The organism is Sphaerospermopsis kisseleviana CS-549 (assembly GCF_028329225.1).
In the GTDB taxonomy this organism is placed as follows: domain Bacteria; phylum Cyanobacteriota; class Cyanobacteriia; order Cyanobacteriales; family Nostocaceae; genus Sphaerospermopsis; species Sphaerospermopsis kisseleviana.
In genome coordinates, this window is record NZ_JAQMTI010000285.1 from 1 (window position 1) to 18,735 (window position 18,735).

An 18,735-nucleotide genomic window follows, 5' to 3' on the forward strand; every position below is an offset into this window, starting at 1 on the left:
CACCAGTCCCCAGTCACCAGTCCCCAGTCCCCAGTCCCTAATCACATTCCTTTACACTCAAACAAATGTAACCCCAAGCGTTGAGACAGTTCCTCACACACCTTCACCCCCCGCACACTGTTAGCACGCCCATCTAGCAGGGGTGAAAACACTCCAATTCCCATCTGACCAGGAACAACGGCGATAATTCCCCCAGAAACGCCGCTTTTCGCTGGAATTCCTACTTTATAAGCCCATTCACCCGCAAAGTTATACATCCCACAGGTATACATCACACTCAATATATCTTTGATATAACAACTGTCTACCGCTTTTTCCTTGGTAATCGGGTTCACTCCTTTATTAGCGAGAGTAGCAGCCATCACCGCCAAATCTCGACAATTTACCATCACAGAACATTGTTGAAAATATAAATCTAGTGCTTCTTCAATATTTTGGTCAATCATGCCAAAATTTAGCATAAGATGGGCAGTAGCGCGGTTGCGGTGTCCTGTACTGCGTTCGGAAGTAAATACCGAAATATCTACAAATACATCTCGTCCAATATAACGCCTATACATTTCTAATAAGCGATTAAGGCGTTCTGTCGCTCCATTACCTTTAATTAAACTGGTAGTGGCTATAGCTCCTGCGTTTACCATCGGGTTGTAGGGTCGCTTTGATTGTTCATCAAGAATAATCGCGTTAAATGCGTCTCCAGTCGGTTCTACTCCTACCCTAGTTAACACATAATCCCGTCCATGATCTTCTAAAGCTTGTCCATAAATAAACACCTTGGAAATCGACTGGATAGTAAATAGCTGTTGATAATCACCAACTTCATAAATCTGACCATCTACAGTAGCAATACAGATGCTAAATAAGTTGGGGTTTACTTTTGCTAGTTCGGGAATGTAGTTTGCGACTGTACCCTCTTGCAGTGATTTGTACTGGGAATGCAAATCTTTGAGAACTTCTAAAAATGGTGATGAACCTGTTTCTCGATCTTGTGAGTTTGCCATAAGGCTGATAACTTGCAAATAAATATGATAGTTGATGGATTAGTTGTGTTTATCAGCTAAAAGTAGTTTTTTATACTTAAAAAAGTCTACTTTACAAACTGACAACCTTTTCTCTATTTTCCCATCATTACTTTTTTTTGATGAAACCAATGCTTATTACTAAAAATAGATAGTTGTCAACCTCAAAATTACTGAACAATCAATTTTAAAAAAATACTATATTTACCAATATTTTCAAATAGCCTTTGTATCATATTTTATTCGACTCTGAAAATAAAAAACGTATTTTTTTCAGAAAAATCATTGATTATTCATAGTTTTTTTGGTTCATTTCTTCAAATCGAGCAAATATCAATTATGAGTATAAATATTGATAATTAAAATATTAAGTTCTAATAAATACTAAAAATATTGAAAATTTGAGTTATATATGTTACTATGATTACAAAGCTGATATCAAACAATCAAGCTATTAAGAACTTAAGCGAAAATCAACTTCATATTTCATGTTCATAAAAAATTATTCATATCCCGAAAAAAAATGTTACAAATCCAAAAACCTGATTTGCAAAAGGTTTTGACTGATAAAACCCAATAAGAATTGAGGAAACCAGCGCAAGACTTACGCTAAAACCCTGATCCCCAAGCCCAAAAGTTCATGTTACTCTGTTGCAGTTATAAACAAAAAGTGAAAGCGGAACGAGTTCGAGTTTCAGGTTCATTCACCAACACAGGTGAAAAAGCCATGAACCACAAAACTCGAATTACAAAACTTTAAGTTCTAGAGTCGCTTTAAAATCGGACGCATGAATCAAAGACATTTGTGGACTACTGTCGCTGTGTTTCTGTCTGTTTTGGGTGTACCCGCAGTGGGTCGTACTCAAACCACCAAGGGAAACTCTCCAACTACCCAAGCATCTGCCGTAGCTGATGCAGTGAAAGTGGGAGAGTACCAGTCCCCGACACAGGAAAATACCTTAGATGCTGTGAACACACAAATTCATCCTCACAGCGTTGAAGGTCGTCAAGCGGCAACCCTTTACATCCGAAATATTCCCGTTCTTACCTTTCTGGGTTCTAACCCAGTCAAGAGTGCGGAAACAAAAGTGGGAACAATTGGAAATAGCCAAGGCGTTAAATCTTATATCCCTGCCGCCAGTAACTCAGCTAAGGTAGCCAGTGTAGGAAGTGTGATGGATGTGAGCAAATCTCCTAGCTCTATTATTGCCGATGACCCAGTACACAGAGCCAGTTTAGTAGCCTCCAAAATCAACCAGTTGATGCGGGAGGATGCAGACGCAAGCAAAATTATCGTCAGCTGGAAAACAGGGGAAAAATCTCCAGTGAATCATAATAAAGCCCAAGACAAAGGCTTCTCTGTTGAACAGCAACCTGATAGCTACACCATCAAAATCAACGGTAAAGAATTGGTGGAAATCAATGAATCCACCCAACTATCAGATACTACAAATAATCTAGCACAAGATGCATTACAAGCAACCAATCGCCTGCGGAGACTCATAGGCCAAGCATCTCCCATCAGCGAAATTGCCAACTTACCACCACGTACCACCATTTCCATGCCCAAGCTACCGCAACAAGTTGCCGGTCGCATCAAATTCAACTTCCAGGGTATAGCTTCTTGGTACGGTTATGATTGGGCAGGTAGGAAAACTGCCAACGGTGAGAGATATAATCCCGAAGGAATGACAGCAGCCCATCGTAGTTTACCTATGGGAACAAAAGTTCGTGTGACTAACACCCGGAATGGTAAGTCTGTAGTTGTGCGAATTAATGATCGTGGTCCATACATCGGTGGTCGAGTTATTGACCTTTCTCTGGGTGCAGCCCGGATATTAGGAATGATGAGCAGTGGACTTGCTCCCGTTCGTATTGAGGTGTTGGGAAGATAACACCCTTTCACAGTAAAAATTCTTTTTCGCTCTTCACTATTGTTTCATACCCCTAGTTCATTCATCTCTCACCCCAATTTTAGATATAAACTAACGGGGGAGAGGATAGAGAAGAACTAGGGGTATTTTGTGCGCTTGCTGACAACAGTTGCAGCTTTACGCTGCTATTTAAATCAACGTCGCAGGGAAAGTAATATTAAACTTTCAGACGAGCTATTATTTGATGATCAGACTACTTGGTATCCTACAAAAATTGGTTTAGTCCCCACTATGGGCGGACTGCATCAAGGTCATTTAAGCCTAATGCAACAAGCTAGGCAAGAAAATTCTACTGTGATTGTTAGTATTTTTGTCAATCCCCTACAATTTGGACCACATGAGGATTATCAACGCTATCCTCGGACTTTAGAGCAAGATAGAAAATTGTGTGAACAAGCGGGAGTTGATGCGATTTTTGCCCCTACTCCGGAAGAAATGGGAATTGCTCAGAAGAATATACAAGAAAATCAAGTGACACAAGTAATCCCTCCATCTGGTATGATAAGTAGCTTGTGTGGTAGATATCGGCCGGGTCATTTTCAAGGTGTGGCGACAATTGTCACCAAGCTTTTCAATTTGGTACAGCCTGATCGAGCTTACTTTGGTGAAAAAGATGGCCAGCAACTAGCAGTTATTAAACGTCTGGTGGCTGATTTAAATTTGCCAGTAGAAATTGTTGCTTGTCCAACGGTGCGGGAAGCGTCTGGCTTGGCTTTGAGTTCTCGTAATCAATATTTGACTGCAACGGAAAAAGATCAGGCAACAGTGTTATTTAAAGGCTTGCAGCAAGCTGAAGCGGCGTTTCGTGCTGGCGTTCGCAACAGCAGCCAGCTGATAGCATTGGTGTGGGAAGAAATCGCAAAAGTCAGCACTATCTATGTGGAATATATTGAATTGGTTGAACCGACTACATTGATGTTTCTAAGAAAAATTGAGGAGGAAGGAATGCTGGCGATCGCAGCCCGTCTAGGTTCTACACGTTTGATTGATAATACCATCTTGCGCGATGTCTACAACGGGCTACGCCAACCGATTATCGCCATTGATGGTCCTGCTGGTGCGGGTAAGTCTACCGTGGCTCGCCAAGTGGCAAACCAACTAGGGTTAATTTATTTAGATACTGGTGCAATGTACCGTGCTATCACTTGGTTAGTGCTGGAAAACGGCATTGATATTGATGATGAATGCAGTATTGCTGAATTAGCCAACCAGTGTAAAATAGAACTTACTCCTAGTCAAAATATACAATTTCCCGTACAGGTATGGATTAATGGTATTGATGTCACTCAAGAAATTCGGAGCATTGAGGTGACATCAAAAGTATCAGCGATCGCCGCGCAAAATACAGTCCGCAAAGCCCTGGTTCAACAACAACAAAGCTGGGGGAAAAAGGGTGGTTTAGTAGCTGAAGGCCGAGACATTGGTACTCATGTTTTCCCAGATGCAGAAGTGAAAATCTTCTTAACTGCTTCTGTGAGTGAACGCGCCCGTCGTCGTCAGCAGGACTTTACAAAACAAGGGCAACCGGAAGTAAGTTTAGAACAACTCGAACGGGATATTGCTGAACGAGATTATAAAGATAGCACTCGCAAAATTTCCCCATTGCGAAAAGCCGCCGATGCAGTGGAAGTGCAAACCGATGGACTTACTCCTGGTGAGGTGGCAGCGCGAATTGTTAATTATTACCAGGATCGTTTGTCTCAACGGTAATTACCGCAGAATTCAGGATTCAGGAGTTACAGGAGTTCAGGAGTTCACAATAATTGTTGATTTCCCAATCACCAATTACCAATTACCCATTACCAATTACCCATTACCAGCCCCAACTAGAGAACTAGCAATCTGGGTTATTACTAAAGTGCAGTGGTTTAAGGTTCACTTTGGTAGTAGAATAGCCATGTTAAGTTTTGTGTCCCAATATCAAGGATATAAAACTAACTCAATACAAAACCTGAAATTTTCTGGTTTTTGGCAATAGCTTTAACTGGAAAACAATAAAGAGAGGACTTGAAAACATGGCATTTACACAGCTTCCCCTACCCTACGACTTTAATGCTTTAGAGCAATATGGCATGAAAGGTGAAACCTTTGAGTATCACTATGGTAAGCATCACAAAGCTTATGTAGACAACCTCAATAAACTCACCGATGGTACAGAACTTGCTGATAAGTCCCTCGAAGAAGTAATTCAAATTTCCTTCAAAGATCCTGCCAAAGCTGGCATTTTCAACAACGCGGCTCAAGTTTGGAACCACACCTTCTTTTGGAACTCACTCACACCCGCAGGTGGTGGCGCTCCCACAGGTGAACTAGCCGAGAGAATTAATAAAGACTTTGGCAGCTTCGACAAATTCAAAGAAGAATTTTCTACTGCGGCTGCAACCCAGTTTGGTAGCGGTTGGGCTTGGTTAGTTGATGACGGTGGTACACTCAAAGTCATGAAAACACCCAACGCAGAAAACCCCCTAGCTCATGGTAAAAAGGCACTGCTCACCATCGACGTTTGGGAACACGCTTATTACATCGACTTCAGAAATGCACGTCCAGCATTCATCAAAAATTTCTTGGATAACTTGGTTAACTGGGAATTTGCTGCGTCAAATCTAGCTGCTTAATTAAGAATAAAGCTTTTAGGGAAAATCCCCATGCTTAACCAGCAGGGGATTTTTAATTTAATTTGCGCTCTCACACCCCCTGATTTCTCAAGGCTTTATTACCAAATTTGACAGATGCGAGTTTAATGTGTTTATACCTGCTCCTCGTGTTCCTGATCTCTAACTATTGGCGCAAGCAGAAGCAGGACAACTACCAGAACAAGGAAGGCTACGGGGACAAGGAGGAACGAACATAAGAGGGTAAAAAAATTCCTCTTGTGCTGCTGCTGTAGCTGTTTTACCATCTTCACTTCCTATTCCTAATCCTTTCAAGTGATTCTGTGGATGTTGCTAGGAAACTGGAAGCCGTGTTGAGAAACTGTCCACATTGGTGATTGGGGACTGGGGACTGGTGATTGGGGACTGGGGACTGGGGACTGGGGACTGGGGACTTATAACTATAACTTTAGAAATATTCAACTTATTGAACATCAGCATTTTGATATAGGCGATCGCTCATATTCCCAGATCCAAAACACTGGGAATATAGCGATTTGCAAAACTGACTAAAAGGTGGACGGTTAATGTAGCATAACTAAATGATTGTGTCAGCCACGCGATAATCTAATTTCCAAGATGGTACAGACTAACTCAAAATCCGCACGCGAAATTTTTAATATATCCAGATGGGCAATTAAATTTTCGTGGTTGACGGTGTGTTTTTGGATCGGGGTGACAATAGCGGGTATTCTGGCTTTTAGTTCTCTCAAATACGCCCTATTCCCCGATATTACTTTTCCCGTGGTGGTGGTTAATGCTCAAGCACCCCTCACTTCGGCTTTAGAGACAGAAGAAAAGTTAACTAAACCCATAGAAGAAAGCCTCAAATCCTTGGAAGGTCTGGAAAATATCCGTTCTTCCAGCTATCCGGGGCAAACTGCTGTAAGCTTGTTGTTTGCAGTGGGTACAAATTTAGAAACTTCTACGGAAAATACTACAACTGCACTCAAGGATTTAAAACTGCCTGAAGGAGCTAATTATCAGATTATTCCTTTAAACCTGAATGAGTCATCAGTCATTAGTTATGCCATTGAAAGCGAGTCTGGCAGTTTGGATGATTTGCAAAAATTGGCAGATGAGAAAATTGTCCCTGCGATCGCCAAATTACCAGGAGTTCTCAAAGTCTCACTGCTAGGCACTCCACCAAAATCACCTCCTCTCAATCCTACCAATGCCACTGCGGCCTTACCTCAAGGGGGCGGAAATTTAGTCAGATTTAATGGTCAAGATGTACTAGCTTTTCAAGTCATTAAACGTGGTAATGCTAATACTTTAGAAGTTGTCAGTCGCGTAGAACAGGAAGTAGAAAACCTGCGCTCTACTTTCAAAGATGTCAAATTTACCCTAGCCGCTACCCAAGCAGAATATATCCGCAAAGCTACCCAGTCAACCATAGATGCGTTGATGGAAGCGATCATTTTAGCAATTGTCGTCATTTTCCCATTTTTATGGAGTTGGCGAGCAACTTTAATTTCTGCTTTAGCTATTCCCACATCTTTGTTAGCAACGTTTATTGTGATGGCCTTTTTCGGCTTTAACTTAGAAACAATTACGTTGTTAGCTTTGGCTTTGGTTATTGGTAGTGTGATTGATGATGCCATTATTGATGTGGAAAATATCTTACGGCATATTGAAGAAGGGCAAAGTCCCCGTGAAGCTGCACACTCAGCTACCGATGAAATTGGTTTAACGGTTGTTGCTACTACTGCTACTGCTGTGGCGGTTTTCTTACCTATTGGTTTGATGGGTGGAGTTGTTGGGCAGTTTTTCAAGCCTTTTGGAATTACTGTTTCGGCTTCTTATATTGCTTCTACATTGGTGGCGCGGACTTTATCGCCAGTTTTATCTATTTATTGGTTGAAACCTGTTAAGAAAAGAGAATTGAACCACGAAGAGCGCAAAGAACACGAAGGGAAGAAGGTTTCAGAGAGTTCTTGGGTGGGTTTGGCAAATATTGGGGTTTATTTTACTGAAGCTTATCGCAATTTATTAGCTTGGTCTTTGAATCACCGAAAAATAGTTATTGCTTTAGCTGTTCTCAGTTTTGTTGCTGGTATTGCCCTAGTTCCTTTTATTCCCAAGGGTTTTATTCCTAAGTTAGATCGGGGTGAATTTAATATTACTTATACTGCTCCTTTGCCGCAAATCCCTGATTTAGCAGCTTTACAGCAGTTAAGAAGCAGGGGTGGTTCGACTTCGCTCACCAACCAGGTAGAAGACAGAAGGGAAATAACGTCCCAGTCCCCAGTCCCCATTCCTAACCCTCTCAATGACTCTTTAGAGGTGGCAAAAAAACTGGAAGCGGAGGTAAGAAAATACCCAGATGTGGAAACTGTGTTTACTACGGTTGGTTCTCGTGGAGGTGAACCAAATAAGGGTACTCTCTATGTCAAGTTGAAGGCAAACCGCACAATTAAAACCGCAGAATTACAAGATCAATTGCGGCAAAGTTTACCTCAACTTCCTGGTGTGTCTACCAGTGTGGAAGATATTCAATTTGTGGATACTGGTGGGGAAAAACCTTTACAAATAGCACTTCGTGGTAATGATCTGAAAACTTTGAATCAAGCGGCTAAAAAAATTAAAGATCGGATTACTAAAATCCCTGGTTTTGCAGATGTGACAGTTACAGGTGAAACAAATAATTCAGATCAAGTTTTTCAGATTGAACGACTCAACCAACAACGGGTAGCTTATGTCAGTGCTAATTTGGGTCAAGATTTAACTTTGGGTAATGCTACAGATAAAATTGTGGCTGAAGCTCAAGATATTTTACCTGCTGATATTTCTTTAGATTTAGGTGGAGATTCTGCTAAACAAAATGAGGTTTTTAGTAGTTTTATTTCCACTTTGATTTTATCAGCTTTGTGTATTATCGTTGTCTTGATTTTACTGTTTAAAAGTTGGGTAGATCCTTTAGTGATTGGTGCTTCTTTACCTTTAGCTGTGGTGGGAGCAATGTTAGCTTTACTCTTGACTAAGAGTGATTTTGGCATGATTTCTTTGATTGGTTTTGTGTTTTTACTAGGACTTGCTAATAAAAATGCGATTGTTTTGGTAGATTACATTAATCAATTACGTCTCTCAGGTTTGGAACGCACGGAAGCTATTCTTAAAGCTGGACCTGTGAGACTCAGACCGATTATGATGACTACTGTCTCTACTATTTTAGGGATGTTACCAATTGCTTTGGGTTTTGGTGCAGGTTCTGAGTTGCGATCGCCTATGGCCGTTGCTATTGCTGGTGGTTTAGTAACTTCTACTATTCTCAGTTTAATTGTTGTTCCTGTTGTCTATGCCATTTTAGATGATTGGTTTCCCAGAAAGAAGATGACAGTTGACAGGTGACAGGTGACAGTTGACAGTTGACAGTTGACAGAGTTAGATCCTCGATTTTTTCAAGAAGTCGGGGATCTAATTGATATGATTAGGGGATTTACAGGATGTTGGTTTGTGTTATAATTTTGTTGTCTGAATCAGGATGTCCAGGATTTTAGGATTTACAGGATTTTAGTCGTTTCAATTTCTTAGGACATCAAAAAATTAAAAAAAAATTTAATTTTGAAAAAAAAATTCGTTTTTTGGGGTCTAACCCCGTTGACTTTTTCGCCTAGAACTGATATTCTGATAATGGGAATGTGTGCCTTCAAAAAAATTTTGCTTACACTCCATTATATTAATATGACTATCATACCACGCTGACAGCGACCTGAACCCTGAAAAAACAAAATTTTTTTTGAAAAAACTTATTAAAAAAAGTTATTTAATAATTAAATCTTATTGATTATGGAAAATATTCGGAACTTATTTGTTCAACATAAAATCTTTATTAACAGCAGCATTTTGTATCTGATTGCTAAACATATCTAACATTGCGATAATTTCCGTATGTAATTCTATGTATTTTTCTCTACTAACCAGTAAATCGTTACCGTGAGCTATTTCATTTCTAGATTTTAAGAGGCTTTCATCTATTAATTTTGACTTAGTAGAATATAATGAAAAATCTAATCCTAAAATATCAGTGATGTCCTTCAAAACTTGAGAAGAAAGATTGGAAGCTGTAGATATTGCTTTTTTGGGTAAAGAACATCTCGTATTTAATTGGGAAAGAAAAAAGTCACAAACAGGGATATATAATGATGGTTTATTGGTGTCTTTGGCATCTTTGAGTTTTTCTTTCATTGCTAAAGCTAGAAAATTACTAGCAAGCTGATCATAACGAAGTCTTTGCATATCAACATATTCCAGATAAGAATTAGCTGCTAATTTAACAAAACCCTCCCAATGAGCATATAAAATACATATTCCACTGCGAATACATACATTATGCCTTTGAGGAGAAACATTTTTTAATTCTATTAAGGATTTTATTTCTGAAAGTTCCTTTTTTCTCCAAGCAAGATCAGTTGCAAGGATATCACTTAGTTGTTCAGCAGTGCGGATGCTCATGAGGGAGAAAATACTCCTCTACCCAATGGAATAAGATGGGGTAAACGTCTTACAGCATTCACACCTGCACCAGACCACTTTTGATAAGTTGGATCTGACCAAATAGTTTTTATTAACTCTGATATTTTATTTATTGGAGGCAGATTTTGATAATTGTGTCCAATTCCTAATGCTACTACCTCAAATGCGGATAATAGAAACCCGCCAAGAAATCTATCTTGTTCAGATTTATATCTTTTGAAACTATTATCTCCTGTAGTTTGATTCAGGACATCAAATGTTGTCTTGAATGCCATTTCTATCTGGCTATAATCTAATTCTTGCTCAAGAGCCATTTTACGCATTTCTTCTGTTAGAAAAAAACTAACATCGTCACCCAATTTTCTAATATCTTCCTCCGCCTTATCAAATAGAAGAATAAACCGCAATACTAACTCCATGTCATACTGTTCTTCATAAAGCCTATCACTCAAGGCTATACAATTTCTGAATGGTTCATAATTTGCCAGTGATCGCATTAATTCATGGAGTTTTTTATTTAGCATCAACAGGATACAATTTCTCATTTCTTGAGGTGTAGCAATTGTTCCTCCTGTATTAAGTCGCTGAAATAGCTCATATTTAATGATCGCATCACTTTCTTTTTCAACAATATTTACTCCTATTTTTGCTCGCTTAATTAATAAACGTTGTGTTTGAGTTAAGGAGTTTTCAGGATCATTAGGATCATCCCACTTTTTACCTGCTAAGGAAGGTAAGTATGTAGTTTTTTGCAAAGCTACTGGATGTGTATTTTCTTCTTGATTATCTTTTTTTAAAAGACCTGTAAATTCATATATAGTGGATAGTCTTTGAACACCATCTACAACGTCCCAAACACCATCATTTCTTTGACTAACAAAAATGGGAGGAATTGGTATGCCTAACAGAATTGATTCTATAAAAGCAGATTTTTGATGTTCTGACCAGCGAAAAACTCTTTGAAACTCTGGGTTAATATCAATCTCATTACTCTGATAAAGACTCATCCACTCTCCAATAGACATTGAGTAGCCATCAGTTTTAATTTCTTGCCTAGTTTTGTCAATTTCTTCTTGTAGGGGCATAATTACAAGTAATATAAACGTTTGTGTATATAACTATCTTGCTTGGATAATTATACTTAACATAATATCATTAAACAAAGATGAAAAACCAAAAATCTGAGCTAAGTTACCCAGATACATAGATAATAACATATTGAGGAGTGAGAGGTTATTAAATGCGGGCTTTTGTAACTGGTGGTACAGGTTTTGTAGGTTCTCATGTAGTGCGATCGCTATTAGAATCAGGATACAAAGTTACGGCTTTAGTACGTCGAAGTAGTAACCTGGGAAATTTACGGAGTTTAGAAATAGATATTGTCAAAAGTGATTTAAATGATCCCAATATCTGGAAACAGATGCAAGGTTGTAATTATCTGTTTCATGTAGCTGCCCATTATTCCCTGTGGCAAAAAGACCGCGATTTACTGTATCGTCATAATGTGGAAGGTACAAGAAATATTTTAGCAGCAGCGCAAAAAGCGGGAATTGAACGCACAGTTTATACCAGTTCCGTCGCAGCTATTGGAGTAGGAAAATCGGGTAAAGTTGTGGATGAAAACCATCAGAGTCCAGTAGAGAAGTTAGTGGGAGACTATAAAAAGTCTAAATTCCTAGCTGAACAAGCCGCAAAAGAAGCAGCAAAACAAGGTCAAGATATAGTGATAGTTAATCCTAGCAGTCCTATAGGACCATTGGATATTAAACCCACACCCACCGGAGATATTATTCTGCGGTTTTTGCGACGACAAATGCCGGCTTATGTGGATACTGGTTTGAACTTTATTGATGTGCGAGATGTAGCTAAGGGACATTTACTAGCTTTAGAAAAAGGAAAAACAGGCGATCGCTATATTCTCGGACATCAAAATCTCAGTCTCAAACAACTGCTAGAAATACTATCTGATATCACCGGAATAAAAGCACCGCAAGTATCAGTTCCCGCTTTTTTACCATTGAGTGTTGCTTGGATAGAAGAGAAAATTCTTGCACCTATGGGAAAAACCCCCACAGTTCCTATAGATGGTGTTCGCATGGCACAGCAACCAATGTATTATGATGCTTCCAAGGCCATCCGCGAACTTAGTCTACCTCAGTCTTCTCTGAAGGTAGCACTCAAGGACGCTGTTGATTGGTTTGTTGCTAATGGTTATGTCAAATAAGTTCGTAGTCAGCACTTAAGTGCTGACTACAAACGATGTGGTGTTATCAAGAGAGGAGAATAGTTAAATGGCGATTAATGTACAACAAGCTATAGACATCGGTAAATATTTAGTTAAACAACGTCTGTTAGGACGTAAACGCTTCCCTCTGGTTTTAATGTTAGAACCTTTATTTAGATGTAACTTAGCTTGTTCTGGTTGTGGAAAAATCCAACATCCTACAGAAGTTCTCAAACAAAATCTGACCCCAGAACAGTGTTTTGCAGCTGTAGAAGAATGTGGGGCACCTGTGGTTTCTATTCCTGGAGGAGAACCATTATTACATCCACAAATTGATGAAATTGTTAAAGGTTTAGTAGAACGCAAGAAATATGTTTACTTGTGTACCAATGGTTTGTTGTTAGAAAAGAGTCTCCATAAATTTCAACCTTCTCCTTATCTAACTTTCAGTGTTCATCTTGATGGAATGCGGGAATGGCATGATAAATGTGTAGACAGAAAAGGCGTTTTTGATGTTGCTGTGCAAGCGATCCGCGCTGCTAAATCTAAAGGTTTTCGTGTGACTACAAACTCGACTATTTTTGAAGGTTGTGATGTCAAAGAAATGCAGGAATTTTTTGATTTTCTCGATACTTTAAAAGTTGATGGAATGATGATTTCCCCTGGTTACAGTTATGAATGGGCACCAGATCAAGATCATTTTCTGCAAAAAGAACAAACCCGCGCTTTATTTAGAGAAATTCTTGCACCTTACACATCTGGGAAGAAAAACTGGAACTTTAATCACAACCCATTATTTTTAGATTTTCTCATTGGAGAAAAAGACTATGAATGTACTCCTTGGGGTAGTCCTAGTTATAGTGTTTTGGGTTGGCAAAAACCTTGTTATTTGTTGAATGAAGGTTATTATCAAACTTTCCAAGAATTGTTAGATGAGACTGATTGGAGTAAGTACGGACGCGCTAGTGGTAATCCTAAATGTGCTGATTGTATGGTGCATTGTGGTTATGAACCAACCGCAGCGATGGATGCGATGCAACCGCAAAATATAGCTCGTTCTTTGACTACTGTTTTTGGTAGATGATAAGTTGAGAATGTCAGAATCAGGATGAACAAGATTATAGGATTTACAGGATGAAGGATGAATTTATTAATACTGAATCTTGTTAATCTGAAAAAATAGTCAATCCTGATTTTGACAATAGAAATTTTATGAATCAGTTTATGAATCAGGATTAGGAGCATTAAAGGAGCAATATGATAAAATAAGAAAGGATACACAGGATGAAAAAACAGGAATACCATGAAGACCCAAGAACTCCAAATTTTACAAACTCTTTATGGACAAGATTTTTTTGCTTGGGTAGAACAGACCGCAGAAATTTTGCGATCGCAACAGTGGGAAGCATTAGATTTAGAAAATTTAATTGAGGAAGTGGTAGATTTGGGTAAGAGTCAACAGCGAGCGTTACAGAGTGCTTTAAGGTTGGTGTTATCACACCTGCTAAAGTGGAAATATCAGCCTGAACGTCGTAGTAAAAGTTGGCAAGTAACCATTACCCGTGAACGATTGAATTTAGATGAATTATTGGCAGAAAGTCCCAGTTTACGACGGTTTTTAACTGATGATGAATGGATAAACGCTACTTATCAAAGAGCGCGAAAAGAGGCAATGGTCGAAACTGGTTTATCAGAGGAGAAATTTGCGATCGCTTGTCCTTTTGCTCTCAATCAAATTTTAGACCTAGACTTTTATCCTCACTCTGACGAATAATTACTTAAAAAATCAGTTACATATATAAAATATCCGCTGCTGATTATTATTTGTAGAATATATGTACATATATATCTGAAAACCTACACAATCTCCAAAAATGACAGAAGCTAAAAACGTACTCGGTACAAAATTAGAACTTTGCTGCACATCTCCCATGACTGGATATTACCGCGATGGTTTTTGTAACACAGGAGGGCAAGATTTTGGGATGCACGTTGTTTGCGCTCAAGTAACAGCAGAATTTTTAGAATATACAAAATCCCAAGGCAATGATTTAAGCACACCTGTACCCTATTTTAATTTTCCTGGTTTAAAACCTGGAGATTGTTGGTGTTTATGTGCTGCCAGATGGCAAGAAGCTTTAGAAGCGGGTGTTGCACCTCCTGTTGTTTTGGAAGCTACCCACTCTAGAGCTTTGGAAGTTTGTAATTTAGAAGATTTACAAAAGCATCGGGTAATTCGTAATTAGCTTTTTTTCCATTCAATAGATATAGATCCCCAACCTCTTTGATCTTTGAAAAGTCGGGGATCAGGTTATTATTTAATTAGGGCTTGCTGAATAAATGTAAACCCTAGATAAATCAAAGGATTGAGGATGATTAAAATTAAAATTGTGCAAGGTTTTAGGTACTATGATCCTCAAAAAGCTTGCACTTTGTGAGTGTTTGCAGAATTTCAAAATAAAAAAAACTCCTTGAACTCCTTGAACTCCTGACTCCTTGAACTCCTGACTCCTTGAACTCCTGACTCCTTGAACTCCTGACTCCTTGATAGCGACTTGTACTGAGCCTGTCGAAGTAAGCGTGGCGTTAACCATACTCCTGGCCCCTCACAGATAACTTTTTCAGCAAACCCTACTTAACTAATACCAAATACAGAACCAACGGTAGACTTAATTGAATTTCCAGCATCCTTTAAAGTCTGAGTAATTGGGTGTTTGGACTGCAAAAATACTCTCGCACAATTACGTCCTGGCATTCCTGAAATTGAACCACCGGGATGAGTACCTGCACCTGTTAAAAACAGGTTATCAATGGGAGTTTTATAATTTGCTAATTCTGGTAAAGGTCTAAAAAATACCATTTGATCTAATGTCATATCAATATGGTAATAATTGCCTTTATAAGCCCCTAATCTTTCTCCTAATTCTGCTGGACTTTCTACCCTTCTAGCGATAGTTGCATTTTTCACATTGGGAGCGTAAGTTGCTAGTTTATCAACTACTTTATCTGCAACTTTATTTTTCAATTCATCAGTCCAACCTGTACCTTTTAAACCTGTACCTTCTGCTCCAGAAATTTGATAAGGGGCAAAAAATTCAATCCAAACTGTATGTTTTCCTGGTGGTGCTAAAGTCGGATCAAGAAAGCTAGGCATCACTAAATACATTGAGGGATCACTATCAGGAATTTCTCCGATTGTACATTTACTATGCGCCTGTTCTACATGATTCATGGAATCTGCAATTAAAATTGAACCAATGAGATATTCGTCTTTATGTTCATGGTAAGGAAAACGCAAGGGTTCATCTAATGCTAAATCTATCTTTAAGATAGTTTCATTATTATTAACTATGCGCCTTTCTAATCTGTCTCGTAATTCTGGATCAGCATCATCTACTTCTTGAGCATCTATCAATTGTAAAAATAATCTTTTGGCATCAATATTAGAAATTACTCCATATTTTGCCCGATATTCTTCACCATTGGCAACCCGTACACCTACGGCTTTACCATCATCAATTAAGACTTTTTCTACTTGCTGATCTGTGAGAATTTCGCCGCCTTTTGCTGTTACCAAATTTACTAATGCTTTGACTAATGCACCTGTTCCTCCACGGGGTCTAGTCATTCCTGGATGATGACGCATAGACATCATCATTACACCTATGGCCAGGTTTTTCTGTGATGGTGGCGCTCCTAGTTCTGATGCTAGTCTAGAAAGTGGTGCTTTGAGAAATTCTTCATCAAACCATTCATTTAAAATATCTTCTGCACTGGTGAGCATTGTTCGCACAAAATCTAAACTTTTTTGGGTAGAACCAATGACAGAAAATAAATCTTTGAATTTTTGCAGGTTGTAGTTACCGAATATATCTATAATTGATTTGGGTGGAGCGTTGAACATGGGCATCATGGCGTTAATTGCCCGTTGCCAATAATGTGTAAACTCGGCATATTTTTTAGCATCTCTTTCATTATACCTGGCTATTTCTGCACAGGTTTTTTCTAATGATTTATGGGCTAAAAAATATTTCCCATCGGGATGGGGACAAAAAACAACTGGGTCACATTCTAGATATTCTAATCCATATTTTTCTAGTTCTAATTCCTGAACAACTGGACCGAGATGAATAAATTCATGGTCAATAGCACAGAGGTTAAATTTAAACCCTGGTGCTTTGTCTGGGATACATTCTTCTGTTGTGGCCGCACCACCGGGAACAGAACGTTTTTCTAGTAGCAGGACGCTATAACCTGCTTTGAGTAAATAAGCAGCACACACTAAACCATTGTGTCCTGCGCCAATAATTACAACATCATATTCTTTCATGTTTTTTATTTGATCATAAACTTCTATAAGGAGTCAGGAGTCGTAGGGGCGAAGTAGGGGCGTTTTGTAGGATTCTGTATTTTGAATCCTCACTGGGAATATAAGATTGCTGTGCAACTTAATTAAGATTTTGTAAGGTTTCTTCTGAAGGAAGTTGTTTAACATGGGCTGCGAGCATGAGTATTAATTGACCCTTTTTGACTTGCATATCTCTAATATAAAATATCATATCTTCCCATTCAAAGTATGGTAAATTGAGAATTTCTTTAACTTTTTGCATGGCTGCAGTAATTAATTCTATTCTAATTCCTTCACCTTGGGTACAACGAAAACTCTCTAACATGGCAGGTTTTGTTTGGGTGCGGGGATGAGCTATAGCATGATATCCTAAAATGTGACTGTTTCCCTGTTCTTTGAGCCAAATTTTACCTTGAAATTCTAAGGTCTCATCAGCAGGTAGAAAAACCTGCATTTCTTGGGGTTCAAATTTGACAACTTTTCCATCTACATCTAGCTGGAATTTTTGCACTAAGCTGCGAATTATTTCTGAAGTTAAAGCTAAGTTAATATCAGTTTCTTCCATGACAACATGGGCGATCGCATTTACTGGTTCATTAAGTTTAATCTGCCCAAATATGGCACTAAAAGGATTGACAGCAATGCTATCTGTTTGCAGTTTAATTTCTTGAACACGGATTTTTTCTTTAATCACTAATCCTTGACCAGCTATAGCAACCCCGTCTACTTTTCCCTGAATTATTTTACCAATATCTGTTTGTATGTCTACATCTATTTTTTCTGATTCATCTAATTCTTCAGTTAATCTGCTTTGGGCTGCCTGAGCTAATAATTTTTCTTCAAACTTTTTTTGTACAAACGGCTGTTCAGGCATAAAAATTTTTATTCTCACAATGTGTTATTACTGGCTAATCTAGCCTCTGAATCATCAAAAGAGTATCTATAGTCAGACATAAACTCATTAGTAGATTTAATCAAGGAGTCAGGAGTAGGGGTTTAGCACTGCTAAACCCTATCCGGTAGATGTTATTGCTAAAGCACTGGGAGCTTTATTAGATTATCTGGAAAATAACCCTAACCCCAGTCCAGAATTTATTGAACGCTTACCCCGTTCTGTTTCCGCAGTTAATCGTAAATTTCTCAGCGTATTAGGAAAACGTCAACTTATACCTATAGAATTAGAAAGTCAAGAACCAGATTTTAACCTATGTCGTGTAGTAGATCGAGAAGAAAGAACTGATGTCCCAGACCAAACAATTACAAAAATAGTCCGTCGTGGTTTTCGTTGGGGTGAAAAAATTATCCGTCCGAAAGAAGTAATTACGGCGAAGCCTGTCGTCTAATGGCGAGTCTGCGAATGTAGAATCCCCTCGCCTTTAGGCAGGGGAGTGTCAATGGTATGGGTTCGTACAGAACCAAAATTACTAATAATTATACCTTGAGAGTCACAATCATCAAAATACTATGAAGCCGCAAGAAAGTAATATTACAGAAACTTCCACATCTGCAAAAACATGGCGTGGTTGGCAAGAAAACCTGACTTTAATAGCGATCGCACTAACTTTAGCATTACTAATCAGGACATTTATCGCCGAACCCCGATTAATACCATCAGAATCAATGTACCCCACCTTACACATAGGCGATCGCTTAGTAGTGGAAAAAGTATCTTACCGTTTTCATCCTCCCGAAACAGGCGATATTGTCGTTTTTCAAACACCACCAGAATTACAACGTCGTGGATATGACAAAAACCAAGCCTTTATCAAGCGTATTATTGGTAGGCCAGGAGAGGTAATTAGTGTAGCGAATGGTAAAGTTTACCTCAACGGTCAGCCTTTACAAGAAGATTACATTGCCGAACCACCAAATCAGCCATTTCCAACCGTAAAAATCCCAGAAGATGAATTTTTCGTGATGGGAGACAACCGCAACGATAGTAATGACTCCCGATACTGGGGCTTTTTACCTCAGCAAAATCTCATTGGCCGTGCTACCTTTCGCTTCTGGCCTTTAGACCGTATCGGGTTAATTTTGTGACTGGGGACTGGGGACTGGGGACTGGTGACTGGGGACTGGGGAC

The 18,735-nt window shown here is 38.9% G+C and carries 16 protein-coding genes; 10 read left to right on the top strand and 6 right to left on the bottom strand.

What is annotated here, in order from left to right:
• Positions 1–41: 41 nt before the first annotated feature.
• Positions 42–1,010 carry a glutaminase A gene (gene glsA / locus PN497_RS22620; protein ID WP_370569778.1) on the bottom strand — a complete coding sequence of 323 codons (969 nt, stop codon included), beginning with the start codon at positions 1,008–1,010 and terminating at the stop codon, positions 42–44.
• Positions 1,011–1,807: 797 nt separating this feature from the next.
• Here glsA and PN497_RS22625 point away from each other — a divergent pair.
• The 3 genes from PN497_RS22625 to sodB all read left to right on the top strand — a co-directional run bounded on the left by PN497_RS22625 (position 1,808) and on the right by sodB (position 5,568).
• Positions 1,808–2,914, top strand: a complete 1,107-nt coding sequence (locus PN497_RS22625; RefSeq protein ID WP_096571875.1) for a septal ring lytic transglycosylase RlpA family protein — start codon at positions 1,808–1,810, stop codon at positions 2,912–2,914.
• A 129-nt stretch (positions 2,915–3,043) separates the two neighbouring features.
• Positions 3,044–4,663, top strand: coding sequence for a bifunctional pantoate--beta-alanine ligase/(d)CMP kinase (locus PN497_RS22630; RefSeq protein WP_096571874.1), 1,620 nt, complete (start codon positions 3,044–3,046; stop codon positions 4,661–4,663).
• Positions 4,664–4,968: 305 nt separating this feature from the next.
• Complete coding sequence (gene sodB, locus PN497_RS22635; protein WP_096571872.1) at positions 4,969–5,568, top strand: superoxide dismutase [Fe]; 600 nt, start codon at positions 4,969–4,971, stop codon at positions 5,566–5,568.
• Between the two features lie 330 nt (positions 5,569–5,898).
• Here the strand turns inward: sodB and PN497_RS22640 are convergent, their stop codons facing one another.
• A complete protein-coding gene (locus PN497_RS22640) occupies positions 5,899–6,039 on the bottom strand; it encodes a hypothetical protein (RefSeq protein WP_272110885.1) in 141 nt (46 codons plus the stop codon).
• Positions 6,040–6,183: 144 nt separating this feature from the next.
• Between PN497_RS22640 and PN497_RS22645 the strand changes: the two genes are divergently transcribed.
• Positions 6,184–8,955: an efflux RND transporter permease subunit gene (locus PN497_RS22645; RefSeq protein ID WP_096571871.1), complete on the top strand. Its 2,772-nt coding sequence runs from the start codon at positions 6,184–6,186 to the stop codon at positions 8,953–8,955.
• 456 nt (positions 8,956–9,411) lie between these two features.
• Here PN497_RS22645 and PN497_RS22650 read toward each other — a convergent pair whose 3' ends face one another.
• Together PN497_RS22650 and PN497_RS22655 are read right to left on the bottom strand one after the other, a co-directional pair.
• On the bottom strand, positions 9,412–10,059 hold the full coding sequence (locus PN497_RS22650) for an MAE_28990/MAE_18760 family HEPN-like nuclease (protein WP_096571870.1): 648 nt from the start codon (positions 10,057–10,059) through the stop codon (positions 9,412–9,414).
• Entirely contained in the window at positions 10,056–11,165 is a 1,110-nt protein-coding gene (locus PN497_RS22655) for a DUF262 domain-containing protein (protein WP_096571869.1), read from the bottom strand. The genes PN497_RS22650 and PN497_RS22655 overlap by 4 nt, the downstream gene beginning before the upstream one ends.
• A 155-nt stretch (positions 11,166–11,320) precedes the next feature.
• Here PN497_RS22655 and hpnA point away from each other — a divergent pair, with 155 nt between their 5' ends.
• The 4 genes from hpnA to PN497_RS22675 all read left to right on the top strand — a co-directional run bounded on the left by hpnA (position 11,321) and on the right by PN497_RS22675 (position 14,550).
• Positions 11,321–12,304 carry a hopanoid-associated sugar epimerase gene (gene hpnA / locus PN497_RS22660; RefSeq protein ID WP_096571868.1) on the top strand — a complete coding sequence of 328 codons (984 nt, stop codon included), beginning with the start codon at positions 11,321–11,323 and terminating at the stop codon, positions 12,302–12,304.
• A gap of 67 nt (positions 12,305–12,371) precedes the next feature.
• Positions 12,372–13,388, top strand: coding sequence for an adenosyl-hopene transferase HpnH (gene hpnH, locus PN497_RS22665; protein ID WP_096571867.1), 1,017 nt, complete (start codon positions 12,372–12,374; stop codon positions 13,386–13,388).
• A gap of 219 nt (positions 13,389–13,607) precedes the next feature.
• The gene (locus tag PN497_RS22670) at positions 13,608–14,078 is read left to right on the top strand and encodes a DUF29 domain-containing protein (protein WP_096571866.1); all 471 of its coding nucleotides are present in this window, start codon (positions 13,608–13,610) and stop codon (positions 14,076–14,078) included.
• Positions 14,079–14,178: 100 nt separating this feature from the next.
• Entirely contained in the window at positions 14,179–14,550 is a 372-nt protein-coding gene (locus tag PN497_RS22675) for a DUF2237 family protein (protein WP_096571865.1), read from the top strand.
• 389 nt (positions 14,551–14,939) lie between these two features.
• On the opposite strand, the gene crtO is transcribed toward PN497_RS22675, so the two are convergent.
• Together crtO and PN497_RS22685 are read right to left on the bottom strand one after the other, a co-directional pair.
• Positions 14,940–16,643 carry a beta-carotene ketolase CrtO gene (crtO, locus tag PN497_RS22680; protein ID WP_190346804.1) on the bottom strand — a complete coding sequence of 568 codons (1,704 nt, stop codon included), beginning with the start codon at positions 16,641–16,643 and terminating at the stop codon, positions 14,940–14,942.
• Between the two features lie 109 nt (positions 16,644–16,752).
• Positions 16,753–17,526 carry an LmeA family phospholipid-binding protein gene (locus PN497_RS22685; protein WP_096571862.1) on the bottom strand — a complete coding sequence of 258 codons (774 nt, stop codon included), beginning with the start codon at positions 17,524–17,526 and terminating at the stop codon, positions 16,753–16,755.
• Positions 17,527–17,680: 154 nt separating this feature from the next.
• On the opposite strand from PN497_RS22685, the gene PN497_RS22690 reads away from it, so the two are divergent.
• Both PN497_RS22690 and lepB read left to right on the top strand, forming a co-directional pair.
• Positions 17,681–17,995, top strand: coding sequence for a nucleotide exchange factor GrpE (locus tag PN497_RS22690; protein ID WP_096572843.1), 315 nt, complete (start codon positions 17,681–17,683; stop codon positions 17,993–17,995).
• A gap of 121 nt (positions 17,996–18,116) precedes the next feature.
• Positions 18,117–18,692 (top strand): signal peptidase I, encoded by a 576-nt coding sequence (gene lepB, locus PN497_RS22695; RefSeq protein WP_096571861.1) that lies wholly within the window; start codon positions 18,117–18,119, stop codon positions 18,690–18,692.
• Positions 18,693–18,735 lie beyond the last annotated feature (43 nt).

Excerpts from the sequence above, each read along its gene's own strand:
- PN497_RS22625 (WP_096571875.1), top strand. The coding sequence starts at position 1,808 with ATGAATCAAAGACATTTGTGGACTACTGTCGCTGTGTTTCTGTCTGTT.
- sodB (WP_096571872.1), top strand. The coding sequence starts at position 4,969 with ATGGCATTTACACAGCTTCCCCTACCCTACGACTTTAATGCTTTAGAG.
- PN497_RS22640 (WP_272110885.1), bottom strand. The coding sequence starts at position 6,039 with ATGTTCAATAAGTTGAATATTTCTAAAGTTATAGTTATAAGTCCCCAG.
- PN497_RS22645 (WP_096571871.1), top strand. The coding sequence starts at position 6,184 with ATGGTACAGACTAACTCAAAATCCGCACGCGAAATTTTTAATATATCC.
- PN497_RS22650 (WP_096571870.1), bottom strand. The coding sequence starts at position 10,059 with ATGAGCATCCGCACTGCTGAACAACTAAGTGATATCCTTGCAACTGAT.
- PN497_RS22655 (WP_096571869.1), bottom strand. The coding sequence starts at position 11,165 with ATGCCCCTACAAGAAGAAATTGACAAAACTAGGCAAGAAATTAAAACT.
- hpnA (WP_096571868.1), top strand. The coding sequence starts at position 11,321 with ATGCGGGCTTTTGTAACTGGTGGTACAGGTTTTGTAGGTTCTCATGTA.
- hpnH (WP_096571867.1), top strand. The coding sequence starts at position 12,372 with ATGGCGATTAATGTACAACAAGCTATAGACATCGGTAAATATTTAGTT.
- PN497_RS22670 (WP_096571866.1), top strand. The coding sequence starts at position 13,608 with ATGAAGACCCAAGAACTCCAAATTTTACAAACTCTTTATGGACAAGAT.
- PN497_RS22675 (WP_096571865.1), top strand. The coding sequence starts at position 14,179 with ATGACAGAAGCTAAAAACGTACTCGGTACAAAATTAGAACTTTGCTGC.
- PN497_RS22685 (WP_096571862.1), bottom strand. The coding sequence starts at position 17,526 with ATGCCTGAACAGCCGTTTGTACAAAAAAAGTTTGAAGAAAAATTATTA.
- lepB (WP_096571861.1), top strand. The coding sequence starts at position 18,117 with ATGAAGCCGCAAGAAAGTAATATTACAGAAACTTCCACATCTGCAAAA.